Here is a 15,946-nt window from a genome sequence, read left to right on the forward strand (position 1 = left end):
AGTATAAGGAAGAACTAACACTTCACCATAGAAATAAACATCCTAAAAATCAACATTTATTTATAGATATAGACTTTAATGTTTAGACAATCCTTCTAACCCCGTTTTATAATCCAGTTGTCACTACATATATTAGGAGGAAGTCATGAAAAATATCATGTTTAAAAAACTAGGAACAATCATGTTAGCTCTTATCATTGGGGTTTCAGTGTTCTCATTGTTCCCTACCGTTACAAAAGCTGAGACTACAAATGTAACTTGGAAAAACGGATCTGTAGTAACTTCTCTAGGGAGCGTAGGACAAAGCGACAAAGCGACAGTGGGAAAAACAAAAGGAAAATGGTATTGGGAAGTAAAGGTTAGCCACAGTATTTCATTAGTAGGAATAACAGGTGAATCTGGTCCGAAATATCAAGGATACTACGGTTATAGTGGTCAAATTATAAATAACATTACATCAGACGTACGAACAGCTTATGGTCCTACGTTTGGACTTAATGATGTTATCGGTGTTGCACTGGATTTAGATAGCGATAAAATTGTTTGGTACAAGAATGGTGTTTCCCTGGGAGCCAACACCGTTAAACCATCTGAACTAGAAGGGTCTCAGGTTTTCCCGATGGTCATGAATGGAACATCTGGAACAATGACTTACGAAGCCAATTTTGGAGCAAGCGCTTTTAAATATTCTGTACCAGAAGGTTTTTTACCTTATCAAGCTACTGGCGAATCTACAAAACCTGACCCATCTACAAAGCCTGATCCATCTACAACACCGGATCCGTCTACAAAGCCTGATCCGTCTACAACACCGGATCCGTCTACAAAGCCTGATCCGTCTACAACACCGGATCCGTCTACAAAGCCTGATCCATCTACAACACCGGATCCGTCGGATACAGATGGGTCCTCCCAACCAACTGGTGACCGCGCTGTTCTGACTGTAACAATGGACAATGGATTTGATAAAGAATTCGATCTGAGTAAGAAAGAACTGAATGCCTTCATCACTTGGTATGACGCAAAAGATGCTGGCAGAGGTGCTTCATTCTTTGCCATTGATAAGCATAATAACAACAAAGGTCCATTCAGCAACCGTAAAGACTACGTAATCTTCAATAAAATTCTCACATTTGAAGTAAGCGAGTATTCAACTAAATAAACAACAAGAAGGACTCTATCCGGCTAAATGCCCATGGAGTCCTTTTTTTACATTTACTAGACTAAACGTTTGCATTCTCCTCACTCCAATAGCTTCATCATCCCGCCGCTCTCCAGCCACATCTGTTTTGCCTTGTCCCGCTCGGGACTGCGTTCTCTGGCCATGTTACACAATCACCACCTCCAATAAAAAAGGCGAGCCGCATTGGCTCGCCTTTCTATAAACAATAATTTTTAAAAATTCAAATCTGTACTAATACGAACTCCGAGCTGCCCAGACATGGGAGCAGATCCAGATGTTAAATTGACATAGAACGTACCTACTGCCCACGGACCAGAAATTTTCATTTACTATTTCGTTGTATGTTTCACCGGGTCCTACTGAACCGGAGGCCTTTTGCCTGCCGCCTGGACTTCCCTGATTAATAGTAAAGGAAATCCTTTTATCCCCTGTGTTTTTCAAGTACATTCTTACATAACCATAATTGGCTTTAATGTCGAAAGGCGCTTATTTAAAACCCGAAAAAAGAAACAGCGATTGAACCTATTCCTGCAAGCGGGATGCAAAATGCTGCGCACTTGCATAAAAGCATTTGTACTTAGTTACAAGAGAGGAATGACAAGACCATTTTAACGATCACCTAAAAACAATGTCAAAGCATCAAATGCCGATTATGAGATACAATCCCCCATAGTGCTCCATTAATCGCTTAATCGCTCACTATTTCCGCCCTTTTTTAGGTAGCCCAATTTACTTAGGTCAAGTGTCACTAATCATGCATAGGCATAAGATACAGTATGATAAGACGAAAGGAGAAAATCAATGAGACCAGAAAACTGTGTTCAAGGAGATCAGCAAAGGGATCCCCAACCCTATTCTTACGGCCATGAACATACACATCATCCCCATTATCATCCCTATAGTTCCCCTCAAGGTATTCAGCACATCCATCATCACTATCATCACCATCATCACCACTATCACATGACGAGAGAGCAAGGCAGTCCTCAACAACAATATTAAAAAAGGATAACAAAAATTTAAGGCGAGATGAGATACGCCCGGGTTAGCGTTGCATTGCTGCAGCCGTGCGTGTCACTCTCGCCTGATTTCCACGTTATCAATATACCATGAGAAAATCATCATGTGGTCTTCAAAATGTCCCGAAAAACCCCACTTTGTCGTCAGAATTTTCTCTGAATCTCTTCAAAAAATCCCATGACCTTCAGTGTGTTCGCAATGGACTCAATCCCGTCAGCGATCCGACGATCTACTGTACTATGAGCAACCCCGCGACGCATAAACAAAATAGTCTCCTTGCGGGTATACCCTTGAAGAAAACGAATGTCGAAGGCTTCCTTAACTTCTGGATCAATAATCAGCCAATGCGCACGACTAATCATTGATGCGAATTTGCGATATTGGTTATATACCCACTTCTGTTTTTCATTAAGAGTAGTCGCATTCGCCGTTTTATCGGCGTGCAGATCAGTCTGGTCTATCCGACGAGCTGCGGAATGAATAGTTACTGTTGACCCCCGCGAGCCCAACCAAGGAATGCGGGGGTTGTTTGTATTACTCCGGGATGATGTTTGAACAGAACTCTTGCCATTCTGCCTCGCAATCCTCCATGCTCCAGCCTGCCACAAGATCGGCAGGGTATCCGTACTCCTTCAATAGCTGACGAAAATCTTATTCATATGGGTTTGACTCCCCTCTTATTTTTATGAATCTCAGCCAACTCATGCAACACACGAAACTTCGGCAGTCCAAGCTGCCTAGGGATTTGTGAACGTGGTACACCATTTTGATCAAGCTCGCGGATCTCTTGTGTTTGCTGTCTGGTTAACGGTGTGTGCAATCCTGCAAGCAGTGCATCCGGAACTGACGTTGGAGCATCCCATGCATTTGAGCCCGGTAATTTAGGACCCATACTGCGTTGACGCTCCTTGATTTGGCCTCCGCTGCGATACTGAGGTTTGATCATACGAACGCCTCCTCATGTATATTCGCTGGTCTAATTGACAGCGTTGCGTATCCCTCTGGCACATAAGAAGCACCGCGCAGAATATGTGTAACAACGAAGCTGCTGGAGCGCCGTGTAAATTGTTCCTTTTCGGCGTCCCACTCGTTCAGCCGAAGAAAGTCCCCAACAAAAAAACACACGATCATCTTCTTTGCGAATTTCAACGGTCTTACGTCTCAAAGGATTGAAATGAGTCACATCAGCATAATGTTCAGGCAATATTTTAAGATTGTGTACGGCCACAATCACCAGCTCCTTTCATCATTCCTTTTATTTACACGCTATGATCGGGTGTAGGCAACATCTGCACCTTGCCCTGACAGAGCGTTTTGTCTGTCGCTTCATTTAACATGTTGTTAACCTCTATTAAATCTGATAGAATTAAATTCAAAAAATTAGGAGATAAAAAGATGGATTTAGTATTCGGATTTATTTTTATGTCTATCGGACTTTATGGTGGATTCAGAGCTTTTGTAATTACTCGTAATCCAGAGGCAAAAAAGAAATATCCAAAAACAACATTAAAAGCTCTAACTTTTTTTGCTTACTTTATATTTATCTCTTACGCATTAATAATTATTGTAGAAGGTATAAAATATCTCTCTCAGTTATGATTCAAATTGGTAGTTGCAGTAGTCACCCTCCTCTTTCAGGCTAGGGTGTATGGGGTAAGAGGCTGTTAAGCCTCTCCATCATCAGCAGCGTCTGGGCCTTTCTCCGTATAATTCCGCACATGCTTTTGAATCGGGCCGCATAAACACACAGTCATCTCCAGTCACTTTACAAATGAAGCGGTTAGTTTCGGGATCATAGCCCCCGGATGCCTTACATGCCAAAATACACACTCCTTTTAATGTTTAATCAGCCTTTCTTACAGAATTTTATAGCCTCCGAAACTAACCGCTGTGCATAGTCCACATTCGGTGGCTCCTGATAGAGAACTGCTTGAATGTCTTGTAAAAGACTTAACCAAAGCGTCGAAGTGGACAGTGAACTTAGCAGCAGCTTTGCTCTGAGCCTGCTTTGCCACAGTAGCACGCAGAGAAGCAAGCTCCTGTTCGATGGACTCCGGCACTCTCTCCACGACTTCCTTCGCTAGCTTCTTTTTAAGCTCGGCTTCCAGCTCCTTGATCCGGGCGCTGTGAGCAAAGACTTCAAGATTCGACTGACGAAGCTGTTCTTGCACCTTTTCCGCTGCTTCTGCATCCCCAGCAGTCTGAGCGTCCTTGAGCTGCTGTTTGAGCTGTTTAACGATGGTTGTATGGTCCTTGGCCTTGGTTTCCAACTTCACTAGACTAAAGGGTAGGAAAATGGTAGAGGATTGTCCAAAATCACAAAAAAGCGCGGCCTCCAAAAAGCTTGGAATCCGCGCTGTGCTTGAGTTTCATAGAATGCTGGTGAAGGGAATTGAACCCCCGGCCTACGCATTACGAGTGCGTTCCGGTAAATTTCCCGTAAGTACCCATGCGCTCCCATAGCCTGTAACAATTTAATTTTATTCACTATAAGGTTCCTCAAATATTTATAAATAATTTGAAGCCGTTAGAAGTTTTGTTAGAAGAAAATAATTAAGGCAACAAGACGAAAAAGATACCTTAGTGCTCTCTAAAATACCTCTTTCCGTCTCCCTTCGGTATGATGATCTTTTGACTACGATCCCAGCCCTCCAGAATAACGATATGCCGCAGGATGGTCTTGTCTTCCCATGATATCTTCCAGCGCCGCTAGCCCTAACTTTATGTCCGTTACTATCCTACCTGTCTTTATCTCCAGTTCCTTCATTGTTGGAATACATCATGCTGATCAAAAAAATGTCCGGTCGAATGGCAGCCTCAAATATCCGCAGGGTTCACGCGTCCAAAACCGTTGACTGGGACATAAGTCACCTCATACCCCGCTTTTTCCAGCTCATCACAGGCATGAAGCACTGCGTGATGTTTAACCGCAGTTGTAATATATGCCCGGAAGTGCGGCCGTCTGCCTTAGCCGTCCCAAACATGGCCAGATTATCGCTTTCTATCCCTTCGCTCGTTCAAATGTATTTTTTTACATTTTACAAAAAAACGCAAACATTAGTTTCATTAAAATACAATACTCGTTTGGACGACAATCTTCTCATTCAAAACATTTTTTCTTTAAAAACGAACTTTTTTATCAAAAATAGGTACACAAATACGGAATAATGGAATATTATTATTAAATAACGTACATTTTATACACAGGAACGTTTTTTCAAAATCCTAGAATAACACCTTTGTCTGGCAGCTTAGAAGGAGTCGATTTAATGAGAACAGAACTTTTGAAAATTATTGAAGGCGGTTTAGAAAAAAATCGTGACAAAGTCCAGAGTTATACTCAATTACTAATTGATAAATTGAGAGCGGAAGGAGATGAAAAATTTGCGAACAGAATCAAAAATATATTAGAAAAAAAAATTCCCCATCCTGTTTATTTGGATGAGTTTATGGCTAAGCCTGTTGATCAGGACAGTCGCCTTGAAATGGTTGATGTCTCATTAGCTAATGACACTTCAGAGCAAATTGTACTTCCTGATCTAACAAAAATAAAATTGGATCATTACATTGCTTCATTAAAACACAGAAGTGAATTTGTTAAGTTAGGTCTAGACCTTCCTGAATCTTTGTTACTTTATGGTCCTCCCGGTTGTGGTAAAACCAGTATTGCACATTATATTTCTCAACAAACTGGATTACCGTTGATAACAGCTAAATTAGATGCAATGGTTTCTTCACTTCTTGGCAGTACAGCAAAAAACATACGAAGAATCTTTGAATATGCCAAAGAACGACCTTGCATTTTATTTTTAGATGAGTTTGATGCAATAGCTAAGTCAAGAGATGATGAACATGAGGTCGGTGAGCTTAAAAGGGTAGTAAACAGTCTTTTACAGAATATTGATAATTTTAATCAAAATAATATTTTGCTTGCAGCTACTAATCACGAAAAATTATTAGATCCAGCGATTTGGAGGAGGTTCTCAACCGTTATTGAAATACCTAAACCTCCTGTAACAGAAATTGAAAAGCTTGTCCAATTATTTTTGAGCACAATAGATTGTGATTTCGTACAGGATGAAAAGAAGCTGTTCAAAGTCAGTGCTTTATTAGAGGGATTATCTCCCTCAGATATTAAAGTTCTTTGTTATAATGCGATAAAGACAACAGTAATCGCTGAAGGAAAAACAGTTACCTATCCCCAATTCATTTATCAAATTTATCTATTCAAACATACTGAGAAAGATAAAACTTCACTTATGCGTTACTTAAATGAGAATGGAGTAACTCAAGCAGAGATTTCTAAACAAACGGGTATTTCAGTAAGGCAAGTAAGAAAAATGCTGAAAGATGAGGAAGGTAAAATATATGGATAAAAACTTACCTATTAAGATTTTTGAAAAAAGGTTTGAAGTAGATGACCGCCAAACAGAAGCCGGTGGCTCAGACCAACCACCAAAGTGGGTTTTGAGTGAGGTTGAATTGAAATCAAAATCAGACATATTGACTGATGAACTACAAATTGCTGAAACTAGAGTAAACGAGAAGTTTAAAAAACATAATAATATCCCAGTAGTAATAAAAGCAAGGCTAGTTACCGATGCAATCGCAAAATCACACCGATCAGAACTTTCACAATTCTTTAACGCTAAAAAACGCGAGAAAACTATAGGTTTCTCTGATAATCAAGAATTATTGATCAGAATCGATAAATTATCAGAATTATCACAAATTAGTAATAATTTAAAGCAGTTTGATAAAAATGCAAAAGCAATATCTGGCATAGAAGGTATCGAAGTGTTTGAACCACTTATCGAAGTAGACAGCGAACCCACTATTAAAAAAGATAAAAATATATTAAAAGTTAAATTATTCAATTATAATAATTACCAAATAAATTCAACTGTACTGAATGAATTTATAAAACTGATATCTGGAAATCCACATATGGAACTAGATAAAACCGTGAAATATTCAGAACAACTTACTATCCACCAAATAATAGCTGACTCTTTAGAAGTTATAAGTGAACTTGAAGATTTCAGTGCTGTGTTATCAATAGAACCTATGCCCACCATAGACTTGGTCGATGACGATTTTTTTATTGAAGAGACAATTCAAATCCCAGCGCCAGACAAAGATAAACAATATCCTGTTGTTGGAATTTTAGACTCAGGTATTGCTGACATACCACAACTTGCCCCTTGGATTGTCGGAAGGCATACTAATTATCCTGAAGATTTCATCGATCCTTCTCATGGTACTTTTGTTGCTGGTATTGTTTGTTTTGGAGATTTTCTTGAAAATCACCCCTATACAGGTTCTCAAGGAATTAAACTATTTGATGCACGAGTCTTCCCTAATTTAAACTTAGAAACAATTACAGAAGCCGACTTAATTGATAATGTTAGAGATGTAATTGAGGCATACGGGGAGAGCATAAAAATATGGAACATGTCTTTGGGAAGCAAGACCGAGGTCAAGCTGTCTGAATTCTCAGACTTTGGTATAGCCTTGGACAATATCCAAGATGAGAATGAAGTTTTAATAATTAAATCGGCTGGGAACTGTTCAAACTTTCTAAAGGGGAATCCTGTAAGTAAGATTGCAAAAGGCGCTGATTCAGTTAGATCTCTTACTGTGGGTTCCATAGCCCACAGCCAGACAGCTAACGATATTGCACCTTACAACCATGTATCACCGTTTAGTCGTATTGGACCTGGTCCATCTAATATCATTAAACCAGATTTAGTTCATTACGGTGGAAATGCTGGGGTCGATAATAGTGGGAAACTTATTAAAAACGGTGTTCGCTCCTTCAAGACAGATGGAAGTGTAAAAGCCGACATAGGAACCAGTTTCTCCACACCAAGAATTTCTGCCTTAGCAGCAGACCTAAATGATAGACTTAGCGAAGAATTTGATCCAATCTTGCTAAAGTCCTTAATTATTCATTCTGCTAAGTTTCCGGCCGAAGTAAGTTCACCAATAAATAATAAAATAAATCAATTTGGATTTGGAATGCCTACCAATTCTTCCGATATTCTTTATAATGATCCACATGAAATCACTCTTGTTCTACGAGATAGTCTTAACAAAGGAGAGTTTATCGAGATTTTAGACTTCCCTTATCCAGAATCTTTAATAGATTCAGAGGGGAACTATTATGGACAAATTAGAGTGACTGTCGTTAATACTCCTGTCCTAATTGATGGACAAGGTCCAGAATACTGCCAATCGAACATCGATGTTAAGTTTGGTACCTATGATCAGAAAACTGCAAGAGATACAACTAAAAGAAATATTAGGAATCCCATAGGTCGTGTCGGTGCACAAAACCTTCTCAACAGCAGTAATTTTAGTAAAAAGAAGTCACTTGAGAGCCTAAAGAAATTCTCTCAAACTGAGAAAATACTAGTTCAATATGGTGATAAATTTTATCCAAACAAAAAATATGCTCTTGATTTGTCAGAACTTACACCAAGTAAGAAGGAAAAGCTGTTACAGTCTCCAAAGAAATGGTATTTAAAGGTGACAGGTCTTTACAGAGACTTTATAGAAGCTAAAGAGGAAATTGAAAGAATGGGACTTGCTCAGGATTTTTGTGTGCTTATTACAATAAGAGATCCATTCGGAAAAGAACTCGTCTATGATGAAGTGACTCAATTACTATCAGCAAATAACTTTATTCATAGAAATATTAGATTGAGACAAGACATTAATATCGATAACAAAGAGTAATAGAATTTTGTCCTCTTTGCTTCTTTCTTAAATATCTTCACCCAAAAATTGTATTGGACTCTGTTTATATCAATTCTCTAAGTCCAATACAATTTTTATTTTATACAACTTTGAGTAGTATTTTTAATTTATACCTGTCGCTCAACAAAAAGCTCCCCTTAAAACGAACTGCTAACAGCATTACCTTACCGCTTCCTATTACTTTTCAAAGTTCCTCGTTTCTAACTGCCTTACCATCTACATAAGCCTCAGCTAAAATGTACGCGATCACCGCACCAAACGTACCGATCACGCCAGTCACTTGAATAACCGTGTCATTATTGGCTCCAAGTGCAGTAAGTAAGCTCGTTATAAGTGCGGCCAACAACGCCCAAAACTTACGGCTGGACAATTTACGTTTCCAATCTGTCATTATGCAACACCTCCCCTTTTAAATACTCCAGCTCGGTCAAGCATCGTGACCATGCGATAAAAGTCGTAGCTACCGTCATTCGCCGTGTCCAGCACTCCGGCAGCCTTAGCATTAATACAGGCTTGCTCGGCCCAAACCGGCACTTTCGCGAGTTTATTTGCAGCTTCCAGCGCGATCACACGTTTCTGTAGCGCCTTAAACGCTGCCTTTTCTTCTGCTGTCATAGGTTCATCATCTCCCGTTTTAAGTGAGTTAATCTTAGCCAGCACAGTGTTGAGCTGCGCTTGAGTTGGGCGCTTTCCTGCCCGGAAATCTGCCGTAGAAAGGCCAAAGACCATCTGAATGTGGGGCATATCTTTAAAACTGCGCCAGTCGCCGCCCCACTCGAAGCCCAGCCGCTTTGCTTCTTCGACGACTTCGCTCCAATCCGGTAGCGAATCCTTATCATCGTCGCGCAGCGTGTCCCACGATACCGTACGACCATCCCGAAGTAGCAACGCAAAGTCGATTGCGTATCCGAAGTTATGAATCGAATAGCCTCCGCGTGCTTTCGTCACGACTTGTCCTGGCTTAGTGCGTCCTTGAGCATACAGAGCATCCTGCTCCGCATGCGTTCGTAATCCTTGTGTGATAATGATCCATACATCTCGGTCATAACATCGATCAATGAGGCATTCAGTTGCCTGACGGATGACCGGGTGGGGCCCAAACAGTCGTTTCTCAGATTTTCTCTTTACTTGCTCCAGTGTCAGCATCTTTTCCATCTCCCTTGTCTTTTAACTGCTGCAAGAAACTTTTAAGCTTGAAGGGTAATGGTATCCCCATTGCTCCCCAGTTCTCGGCCAAGGAAAGTCCTTCACGGCCAGCGTAGAAGTAAATAGCCGCCGTCCGGAAAATCGGTGCGCCTGGTTGTAACCAATCATCCAATTGTGCAGACAAACCCACTACCGTCAGAACCGTAGCCTTGCGGATGCCGCCCCAAAACATCACATCACTGTCCATTTTTTTGTTTTTAATAGCTGCGGCAACTCCAAAAATATAATCCAACAACATCAATATAAGCAGCACCTTCAGCGGTTTATCCCACCCACCAAGAAACGTAACCAGCAGTCCAACAAGCGCAGACCATCCCCCTGCCGCCGCCTCCTTTTCCGTTGCTCCGACCATTGCGGTCCATATGGTGCTGCCAAATATTTTAATTTGGCTCACTCTTGCTCCCCCTGTCTTTTAGCAAAACCAAAGCCCCCGACCATCCGGGGGCACAAAAAAAGCGCATCCGATTGGACACGCAGGTTAAACATTTTGCGGTGTTGCTAAGATCTCTTTTTGTTCATCTTCCGTTATAAATTTTATAACGGTCAAGACGTTCCTCATCAATTCTGCCCATAATCCACATATTAAGCAGAAATCCATACATAATGCCTCACCTCCTTGTTAGGTTGTAGTGGTGTCCATAAGAGCAAGCAATGCAGCCTCTGTGTTGTCTTGGCGTGCCTTTAGTTCGCTGACCTGATCCGTTAATGGGGCCTGATATTCGGGTTTTGTCTCTCCAGTGTCCACATAAGCAAACTCCAACTTGCCAGTGTCTGGGTTCACCACGTAACTCTTCGCTCTCGCAAAATCCTCTGTGTATTCGTCGAAGCCAAGCTTGAGCACCTCAACCTTTTCCGGGTCAAATCCCTTGAGTTGCGGGTAAAATCCCATATCATCCTCTTTGGTTGTCTCAACCGCCCAAGGAGATTCGACTTGGGATGTGATGTAAATAACCTCACCTGTCGTTTTTCTATAGTATACCTTTGGCCCGATTTTCATTTTAATCTTCCTCTCGTTTTTATTCGAACGCCCACCACTCGTAAGCCCATATTTTAGATACAGGTGATCCTCCGGCGTATGCATCTATTTTGCTACCCGTGACGGTCGCGTTAAATCCTCCGGCTTATTGACGCAAAATAGAAACCCATACATTATTCCCTCTCCATCCGTAAATAGTGTCATCACCGGATGTGCTGGTACGCGCGAAACCTTCGACTTGTCGAAAGCCGTCCGATTCAGTCAACTTAACCCTTATAAATACACTCGAAGGAGTGAAAGAAAGACCCCCAACAGAAACAGGCATGGATATGGACATTCCCCAACTACTGGCCTGAGCATTTTGACCGTTGAACGTACCAGACGCAAAGCGTTTAACTGGTGCATTTGTGATTACTGCTGCTATCTGATCGCTGCTCATGTCATTATTGGCGCCTCCAAATTTGCCGTTGATCGCGCCCACGATTTTATTTTTAAGATCAACGGCTTGCGTTAAAGACTGTTGAGCCAAATTGTATGCCTCATTTGCTCGATCATTAACTGCCTTTACAGCGCTTGGTGTTGCTGCCTGATCGGTGGCTGCACTCCCGGTAGAGGTGTTGAGCTGCACAATCCCCCTCGCCTGCGTAGAAGCAGACGGCAATTCGGACGCTGAGTGCGAATGGACCTTGGGAGCCGCGTAATCCCGCGTATACTGTTTGGCGTTGATCTCCGATGCGTTCCATGCCGCTTGCTTGGCAGCAGTTACATGCAAGTTGGCATCAGCAATGTGATTGTCCAGTGCTGCCTTGGATGCGATGTCGTTCCCGGCCGGATCAGTCTTTATGCTTTCAACTTGCGCTGCCAATGCCTGGTCATTCTCGTAAAGCGTGGTGATCGGGATGTTGAGCACATCTGCATGCCCCTGGTCCGTAGTGACAAACTTTCTCGGCTCTTTAATTGCCATCGTCCGTTTCCCCCTTATCAGTAAATATCATCAATTTCAAAGATAAATTCCATGTCCACGTCCTTGATCTTATTGGTCATGGTACGTATGGCCGTCAGCTTACCCGCTGAATCAACCAAGGCCAGCTCATTGATCGTTTTCCCGGCCAGCTCCGTTTCCGCCAGTGAGCAAATATAACGGATCGTTGCCGGGGCAATAAACTCAAAACTGGTAATGTCCTTTTGCAACAGTTCCGCTTTTAGAGCCTGCTCAGTACCATCCAATGGCAGCGGCTTGCCCTCTGCGTCTACGCCGCCGCTGCCGAATGTCATCTTGACCACCTTCGTCAACGCGCCACCTTCTGCACGTGCGCGGGCCATCTGTTCCCTGGCGTATGCTGTTGTGATGGTTAAAATCTGATCTGCCATAATACCCTCCTTATATAGAAGAAATTCTTTCAGTAGAACTTAGTAATCGGCTTCCACCCAGTGGAACGCTGCCGTTCAACAGCCAATAGTTCTGCCTGACCCTTACAATGCCTTCCTGTCGATTATCTACCGGATGCCGTACCTTCAGTTCCAACTGGTTCCGATATCGTTGGCGCTCGCCAGTCCAGCCAGACAACGAAGGAGCACCATTCAGCAGCTCCACTCCGTCCAGATACCAAGGACGACCACCGAAAAATTGAACACGGGAACGGAAATGGATGCGGGATTGAATCTGGAATGTATGATGAAAGTCAATATAAATTGAAGGCAAAGCTTTGTTGATATGAACCGGACGAATATATTCAAAGTCTGCCATTAGGGCTTTAACATCTAAAGCCGAATCGACTGAGTAAACAAAACGAATTTGCTTAGCGAGAAAGTCCTCCTGTACACCCAACAGATTACCGTACTTCCCGCCGATTAGCCGCAGCGTGGGCAGCGTAAACGGACGCTTGGCCCAACGCTTACGACGTATCGCGTCACGGCGCTGCTCAAACGTCCCAGTCTGCACTTGGTGGAAGTATATCCACTCCCAAATGGGCAATGCCCAGGTAGCGGTCTTTAAAACGAACTGATTCCCAAGATCGTCAATGGACTTTTCCCGATCATCCACCACCAGCTCCATAACACCAAAATGCCGCTCTGCCATGTCGATTTCGTACATGTGCGGCGGCAGCATTTCCCGGTACCGCAGAGGTATCATGCCAGGATCACCTCAATTCGTAGGACAGACGTTACCGGAATCTCAATATCCTCAGTTGTTCCATTAAGAATGAGGCTTTCGTAATCCTCCACGCCCTTGACCAGCAAAGCAGCACCAACGTAATTATAAACAAGCTTTGTACGGCCAAGAGCATACTCAGCAATTCGGTGCCTGATAGGTTCAACCAATTCAGGAAGCGAAAGGGCTGTGTTTAGCTTCGCCTCTACTTTCAAAGTGAACACTGGGGCAGGATGCACGGCCAGATCATGACCGGCAATCCGCTTGCTTTCCCACATATCTGCCTTAACTTTAGCGGCGAACTCTTCCGTGATCGGTTGTCCTTGAAGGTCGGTGAGATACAGACCGATGCTGTTATCGTGCCGCTCCTTTTCTATGGCAACAGCACCGCCAACGCCCTCCAGCTCCTTCGCCCATGTCTCATAGTCCTTTCGACGCCCGCTGCCTTCCTCAGTAAACGCACGCTCAAGCATTCGCAATCGGTACGTGTCGTCGTCCTCCCCCACCTTCCGAGGCATACCATCCGACCATCCGTGACCGTTCAGAAACTCACTATCCGCCCAGACCGGAAACGCCTGAAGGAAGGCGTACGTTAGCAGCTCCTGTTGTTCTGACACTTCCATAGCAATTGGATACCACAGATCATAAAAATACTCTCCTGGGTCCGTCGGGGGCGGGAGCAGACCGCGTTCTTGTGCCAATGTAATCGCCCGGTTGACCCAGCGACGATAAATTTCCTCGGGAGTTTCCTCCAAAATTGCCATTGGAGGAAGCGCCGGCAGATCCGTTAACTTAACACTCACAGTTCAATCGCCTCCTCCAGCTCCGTTTCTCCGGCCAAGCCTGTTAATTTGATTCGCAAATACATGTTCTGGCCGTCTCGATCCATAGACAACACCTCAGCTTGTGAAATTTCAGCATGCGCGGTCAATGCTTCCTCGACGTCTCGTTTGATCTCGACATCCTCCCAGTTGGACCACTCAGACCGTTCTACACCAATATCAGCGTCGTACACCACGTACTGGAATCGTTCCGTATTCAAGATTTTGAGCGCAGTCTGCACTAAATATTCGGCATACGTGGCTGTCTTCTTGGGACGGCCATCATCTGTGGTGGCCATCTGCCGTGTGCGATAGTCGATCACATACGTCCACTTGGTTTCGGACGCAACCGTCTCGGTCAGTTCCACCTCGTCTAATACGGAAAGATCAAGATCGGGGAATAACGTTTCATCGTCATCCACCAGCGTCCACATCCTTTCCATGGACGTAGTAACGCTGACCACTTAGGCGGGAGACGATTAAGCGATCACCGACCTGCAAAGGGCTCGGAATAAGCAACTTTCCTCGTAACGATGTACGTGGGATCTGCTTGTAAGGCTCACCTGTTTCGTAGACCGTACCGTTAGCCAATACGCCCGTCACACTACCTTTGGCTTCATCGCCCTCCAGGTACTCAGCCACCACAAAGTCGGCTTTGATCTCCCGATCCAGAAGATACTCAGCAAACGCCAGCTTTTCGGATGGGTACGGCTCAGGGTCACCATCGACCTGTATTGATGGGCTGCTCGGCCAACTCAGCAACGTAGCCCGTTCCGTGTCTCTTGCGTCGATCTTGCCCTTGGTCTTTTCATGCAACAGCTTCAGTGCATCTTGCAGCATGTTACTCCCTCCTTTCCAGTTCTAAATTGACGGTGTAAGTACCGTTTTTGTAGCTGCTATCCGCAGTGACGACAACCCATTTAGAGGTATGATCCGTCTTAGTGAGAACCAGCCATCCAGAGCGCAAGCCGGATAACGTATGGTCCGTGTGCCGAACCGTGATTTTCTTGATCTGTTTGGCAACGGACAAAACTTTGAGCCGCTGTGTAGCAATCGTCTCTGGCTTTTCATCCTCACCAACCTCGATGATCTCTTCCATTCGGCCCATCGCCTTCACCGCACCCGCTGCCGTCTTCGTAACGGCTGAAGCAATCTTGTCATCTTTCCATTTCTGCGCGGTAACAACCGTGTACGTATCTTCAATACTGTATCCAGCGGTGCTGGAGGTCATCTGTTCGGGCACAAAAATAGGGACCTTGGTATTAGTCCCTTCTCGCATCACTCGTAGATAAAAGCTCTTTTCTGTCCTTACAAGGTCTACATAATATCTGTAGCCGCTACGCTCATACGCCTTTTGCAATACGTCCAGAACAATCTCTGAATGTGCCATCGTCCCATAACGCTCGTCCAGATTAAAGCCAAGAGCAGGACAGCGGAAGTCAATGCCCGTGCTCTTGATGTATCGTTGCAGCTCCGCTCCGGCTTCGCCTTTAAGATATGGCCTCGTACCCTTGTTCTTGCTCAAATACCAGCCGATTTCCCGCGCCTCAATTTCCCAAGCGTTTGTAAATTCGTCCTGCTCGTACTTGATAATTGGACCATGAAAAAATTGGTTTTTGTGGTGAAACAGAGACTTGCCGACCTTGAACGAAAAGCACATCAGCATACCGGCTACCTTAATGTTGGTTGCATTACGAAGCCGCACCGTAGCACTGCGGGCGATCTCATCACGACCAGAAGACCAGGACACTTCCTCAATTGCATCTGTCAGTGTCTGCCGAGCATTTTCCTTGCCATATACGACTCCAAAATTCGCACTCACCTGC

Annotated in this window: 20 protein-coding genes and 1 pseudogene; 4 read left to right on the top strand and 17 right to left on the bottom strand. The window is 43.7% G+C overall.

From position 1 onward, the window contains the following. Positions 1-145: 145 nt before the first annotated feature. Complete coding sequence (locus ACQ4MX_RS11860) at positions 146-1,162, top strand: SPRY domain-containing protein (RefSeq protein ID WP_431090766.1); 1,017 nt, start codon at positions 146-148, stop codon at positions 1,160-1,162. Positions 1,163-1,242: 80 nt separating this feature from the next. On the opposite strand, the gene ACQ4MX_RS11865 is transcribed toward ACQ4MX_RS11860, so the two are convergent. The 4 genes from ACQ4MX_RS11865 to ACQ4MX_RS11880 all read right to left on the bottom strand — a co-directional run bounded on the left by ACQ4MX_RS11865 (position 1,243) and on the right by ACQ4MX_RS11880 (position 3,334). Continuing rightward, on the bottom strand, positions 1,243-1,326 hold the full coding sequence (locus ACQ4MX_RS11865; RefSeq protein ID WP_431091314.1) for a phage terminase small subunit-related protein: 84 nt from the start codon (positions 1,324-1,326) through the stop codon (positions 1,243-1,245). Positions 1,327-2,346: 1,020 nt separating this feature from the next. Beyond that, complete coding sequence (locus ACQ4MX_RS11870; protein WP_431090767.1) at positions 2,347-2,811, bottom strand: hypothetical protein; 465 nt, start codon at positions 2,809-2,811, stop codon at positions 2,347-2,349. A gap of 47 nt (positions 2,812-2,858) precedes the next feature. Next, positions 2,859-3,149, bottom strand: a complete 291-nt coding sequence (locus ACQ4MX_RS11875; protein ID WP_431090768.1) for a hypothetical protein — start codon at positions 3,147-3,149, stop codon at positions 2,859-2,861. Continuing rightward, positions 3,146-3,334, bottom strand: coding sequence for a DUF3850 domain-containing protein (locus ACQ4MX_RS11880; RefSeq protein ID WP_431091315.1), 189 nt, complete (start codon positions 3,332-3,334; stop codon positions 3,146-3,148). Before ACQ4MX_RS11880 ends, ACQ4MX_RS11875 begins: the two co-directional genes overlap by 4 nt. A gap of 264 nt (positions 3,335-3,598) precedes the next feature. On the opposite strand from ACQ4MX_RS11880, the gene ACQ4MX_RS11885 reads away from it, so the two are divergent. Then, positions 3,599-3,802: a hypothetical protein gene (locus tag ACQ4MX_RS11885; protein WP_431090770.1), complete on the top strand. Its 204-nt coding sequence runs from the start codon at positions 3,599-3,601 to the stop codon at positions 3,800-3,802. 257 nt (positions 3,803-4,059) lie between these two features. On the opposite strand, the gene ACQ4MX_RS11890 is transcribed toward ACQ4MX_RS11885, so the two are convergent. Beyond that, the gene (locus tag ACQ4MX_RS11890) at positions 4,060-4,542 is read right to left on the bottom strand and encodes a hypothetical protein (protein WP_431090771.1); all 483 of its coding nucleotides are present in this window, start codon (positions 4,540-4,542) and stop codon (positions 4,060-4,062) included. A gap of 423 nt (positions 4,543-4,965) precedes the next feature. Then, positions 4,966-5,220 (bottom strand): annotated as a pseudogene (locus tag ACQ4MX_RS11895) (aminotransferase class V-fold PLP-dependent enzyme); the annotation flags it as partial. A 252-nt stretch (positions 5,221-5,472) separates the two neighbouring features. On the opposite strand from ACQ4MX_RS11895, the gene ACQ4MX_RS11900 reads away from it, so the two are divergent. After that, positions 5,473-6,579, top strand: a complete 1,107-nt coding sequence (locus ACQ4MX_RS11900; RefSeq protein ID WP_431090772.1) for an AAA family ATPase — start codon at positions 5,473-5,475, stop codon at positions 6,577-6,579. Then, entirely contained in the window at positions 6,572-8,944 is a 2,373-nt protein-coding gene (locus ACQ4MX_RS11905; protein WP_431090773.1) for a S8 family peptidase, read from the top strand. Before ACQ4MX_RS11900 ends, ACQ4MX_RS11905 begins: the two co-directional genes overlap by 8 nt. A 205-nt stretch (positions 8,945-9,149) precedes the next feature. Here ACQ4MX_RS11905 and ACQ4MX_RS11910 read toward each other — a convergent pair whose 3' ends face one another. The 11 genes from ACQ4MX_RS11910 to ACQ4MX_RS11960 form a co-directional block, all read right to left on the bottom strand. Continuing rightward, complete coding sequence (locus ACQ4MX_RS11910) at positions 9,150-9,356, bottom strand: hypothetical protein (protein WP_431090774.1); 207 nt, start codon at positions 9,354-9,356, stop codon at positions 9,150-9,152. Beyond that, entirely contained in the window at positions 9,356-10,120 is a 765-nt protein-coding gene (locus tag ACQ4MX_RS11915; RefSeq protein WP_431090775.1) for a M15 family metallopeptidase, read from the bottom strand. The genes ACQ4MX_RS11910 and ACQ4MX_RS11915 overlap by 1 nt, the downstream gene beginning before the upstream one ends. After that, positions 10,077-10,565 (bottom strand): phage holin family protein, encoded by a 489-nt coding sequence (locus tag ACQ4MX_RS11920; protein WP_431090776.1) that lies wholly within the window; start codon positions 10,563-10,565, stop codon positions 10,077-10,079. The genes ACQ4MX_RS11915 and ACQ4MX_RS11920 overlap by 44 nt, the downstream gene beginning before the upstream one ends. Before the next feature lie 225 nt (positions 10,566-10,790). Then, positions 10,791-11,168 carry a hypothetical protein gene (locus ACQ4MX_RS11925; RefSeq protein WP_431090777.1) on the bottom strand — a complete coding sequence of 126 codons (378 nt, stop codon included), beginning with the start codon at positions 11,166-11,168 and terminating at the stop codon, positions 10,791-10,793. Between the two features lie 124 nt (positions 11,169-11,292). Next, entirely contained in the window at positions 11,293-12,111 is an 819-nt protein-coding gene (locus ACQ4MX_RS11930; protein WP_431090779.1) for a phage tail protein, read from the bottom strand. A gap of 17 nt (positions 12,112-12,128) precedes the next feature. Next, positions 12,129-12,518, bottom strand: a complete 390-nt coding sequence (locus ACQ4MX_RS11935) for a phage tail protein (protein ID WP_431090780.1) — start codon at positions 12,516-12,518, stop codon at positions 12,129-12,131. 10 nt (positions 12,519-12,528) lie between these two features. Then, a complete protein-coding gene (locus tag ACQ4MX_RS11940; RefSeq protein WP_431090781.1) occupies positions 12,529-13,281 on the bottom strand; it encodes a putative phage tail protein in 753 nt (250 codons plus the stop codon). Then, positions 13,278-14,102, bottom strand: a complete 825-nt coding sequence (locus ACQ4MX_RS11945) for a baseplate J/gp47 family protein (RefSeq protein WP_431090782.1) — start codon at positions 14,100-14,102, stop codon at positions 13,278-13,280. Before ACQ4MX_RS11945 ends, ACQ4MX_RS11940 begins: the two co-directional genes overlap by 4 nt. Next, positions 14,099-14,542, bottom strand: a complete 444-nt coding sequence (locus ACQ4MX_RS11950; RefSeq protein WP_431090783.1) for a DUF2634 domain-containing protein — start codon at positions 14,540-14,542, stop codon at positions 14,099-14,101. Before ACQ4MX_RS11950 ends, ACQ4MX_RS11945 begins: the two co-directional genes overlap by 4 nt. After that, a complete protein-coding gene (locus ACQ4MX_RS11955) occupies positions 14,535-14,960 on the bottom strand; it encodes a hypothetical protein (protein WP_431090784.1) in 426 nt (141 codons plus the stop codon). The genes ACQ4MX_RS11950 and ACQ4MX_RS11955 overlap by 8 nt, the downstream gene beginning before the upstream one ends. A 1-nt stretch (position 14,961) precedes the next feature. Next, on the bottom strand, positions 14,962-15,942 hold the full coding sequence (locus ACQ4MX_RS11960; protein WP_431090785.1) for an XkdQ/YqbQ family protein: 981 nt from the start codon (positions 15,940-15,942) through the stop codon (positions 14,962-14,964). Positions 15,943-15,946: the final 4 nt, after the last annotated feature.

This window comes from Paenibacillus sp. 8b26 (assembly GCF_050626875.1).
In the GTDB taxonomy this organism is placed as follows: Bacteria; Bacillota; Bacilli; order Paenibacillales; family Paenibacillaceae; genus Paenibacillus.

Bases quoted from the DNA above. Each gene is read 5' to 3' on its own strand.
- ACQ4MX_RS11860 (WP_431090766.1), top strand. From the start codon at position 146: ATGAAAAATATCATGTTTAAAAAACTAGGAACAATCATGTTAGCTCTT.
- ACQ4MX_RS11865 (WP_431091314.1), bottom strand. From the start codon at position 1,326: ATGGCCAGAGAACGCAGTCCCGAGCGGGACAAGGCAAAACAGATGTGG.
- ACQ4MX_RS11875 (WP_431090768.1), bottom strand. From the start codon at position 3,149: ATGATCAAACCTCAGTATCGCAGCGGAGGCCAAATCAAGGAGCGTCAA.
- ACQ4MX_RS11880 (WP_431091315.1), bottom strand. From the start codon at position 3,334: ATGATCGTGTGTTTTTTTGTTGGGGACTTTCTTCGGCTGAACGAGTGG.
- ACQ4MX_RS11885 (WP_431090770.1), top strand. From the start codon at position 3,599: ATGGATTTAGTATTCGGATTTATTTTTATGTCTATCGGACTTTATGGT.
- ACQ4MX_RS11900 (WP_431090772.1), top strand. From the start codon at position 5,473: ATGAGAACAGAACTTTTGAAAATTATTGAAGGCGGTTTAGAAAAAAAT.
- ACQ4MX_RS11905 (WP_431090773.1), top strand. From the start codon at position 6,572: ATGGATAAAAACTTACCTATTAAGATTTTTGAAAAAAGGTTTGAAGTA.
- ACQ4MX_RS11910 (WP_431090774.1), bottom strand. From the start codon at position 9,356: ATGACAGATTGGAAACGTAAATTGTCCAGCCGTAAGTTTTGGGCGTTG.
- ACQ4MX_RS11915 (WP_431090775.1), bottom strand. From the start codon at position 10,120: ATGGAAAAGATGCTGACACTGGAGCAAGTAAAGAGAAAATCTGAGAAA.
- ACQ4MX_RS11925 (WP_431090777.1), bottom strand. From the start codon at position 11,168: ATGAAAATCGGGCCAAAGGTATACTATAGAAAAACGACAGGTGAGGTT.
- ACQ4MX_RS11930 (WP_431090779.1), bottom strand. From the start codon at position 12,111: ATGGCAATTAAAGAGCCGAGAAAGTTTGTCACTACGGACCAGGGGCAT.
- ACQ4MX_RS11935 (WP_431090780.1), bottom strand. From the start codon at position 12,518: ATGGCAGATCAGATTTTAACCATCACAACAGCATACGCCAGGGAACAG.
- ACQ4MX_RS11940 (WP_431090781.1), bottom strand. From the start codon at position 13,281: ATGATACCTCTGCGGTACCGGGAAATGCTGCCGCCGCACATGTACGAA.
- ACQ4MX_RS11955 (WP_431090784.1), bottom strand. From the start codon at position 14,960: ATGCTGCAAGATGCACTGAAGCTGTTGCATGAAAAGACCAAGGGCAAG.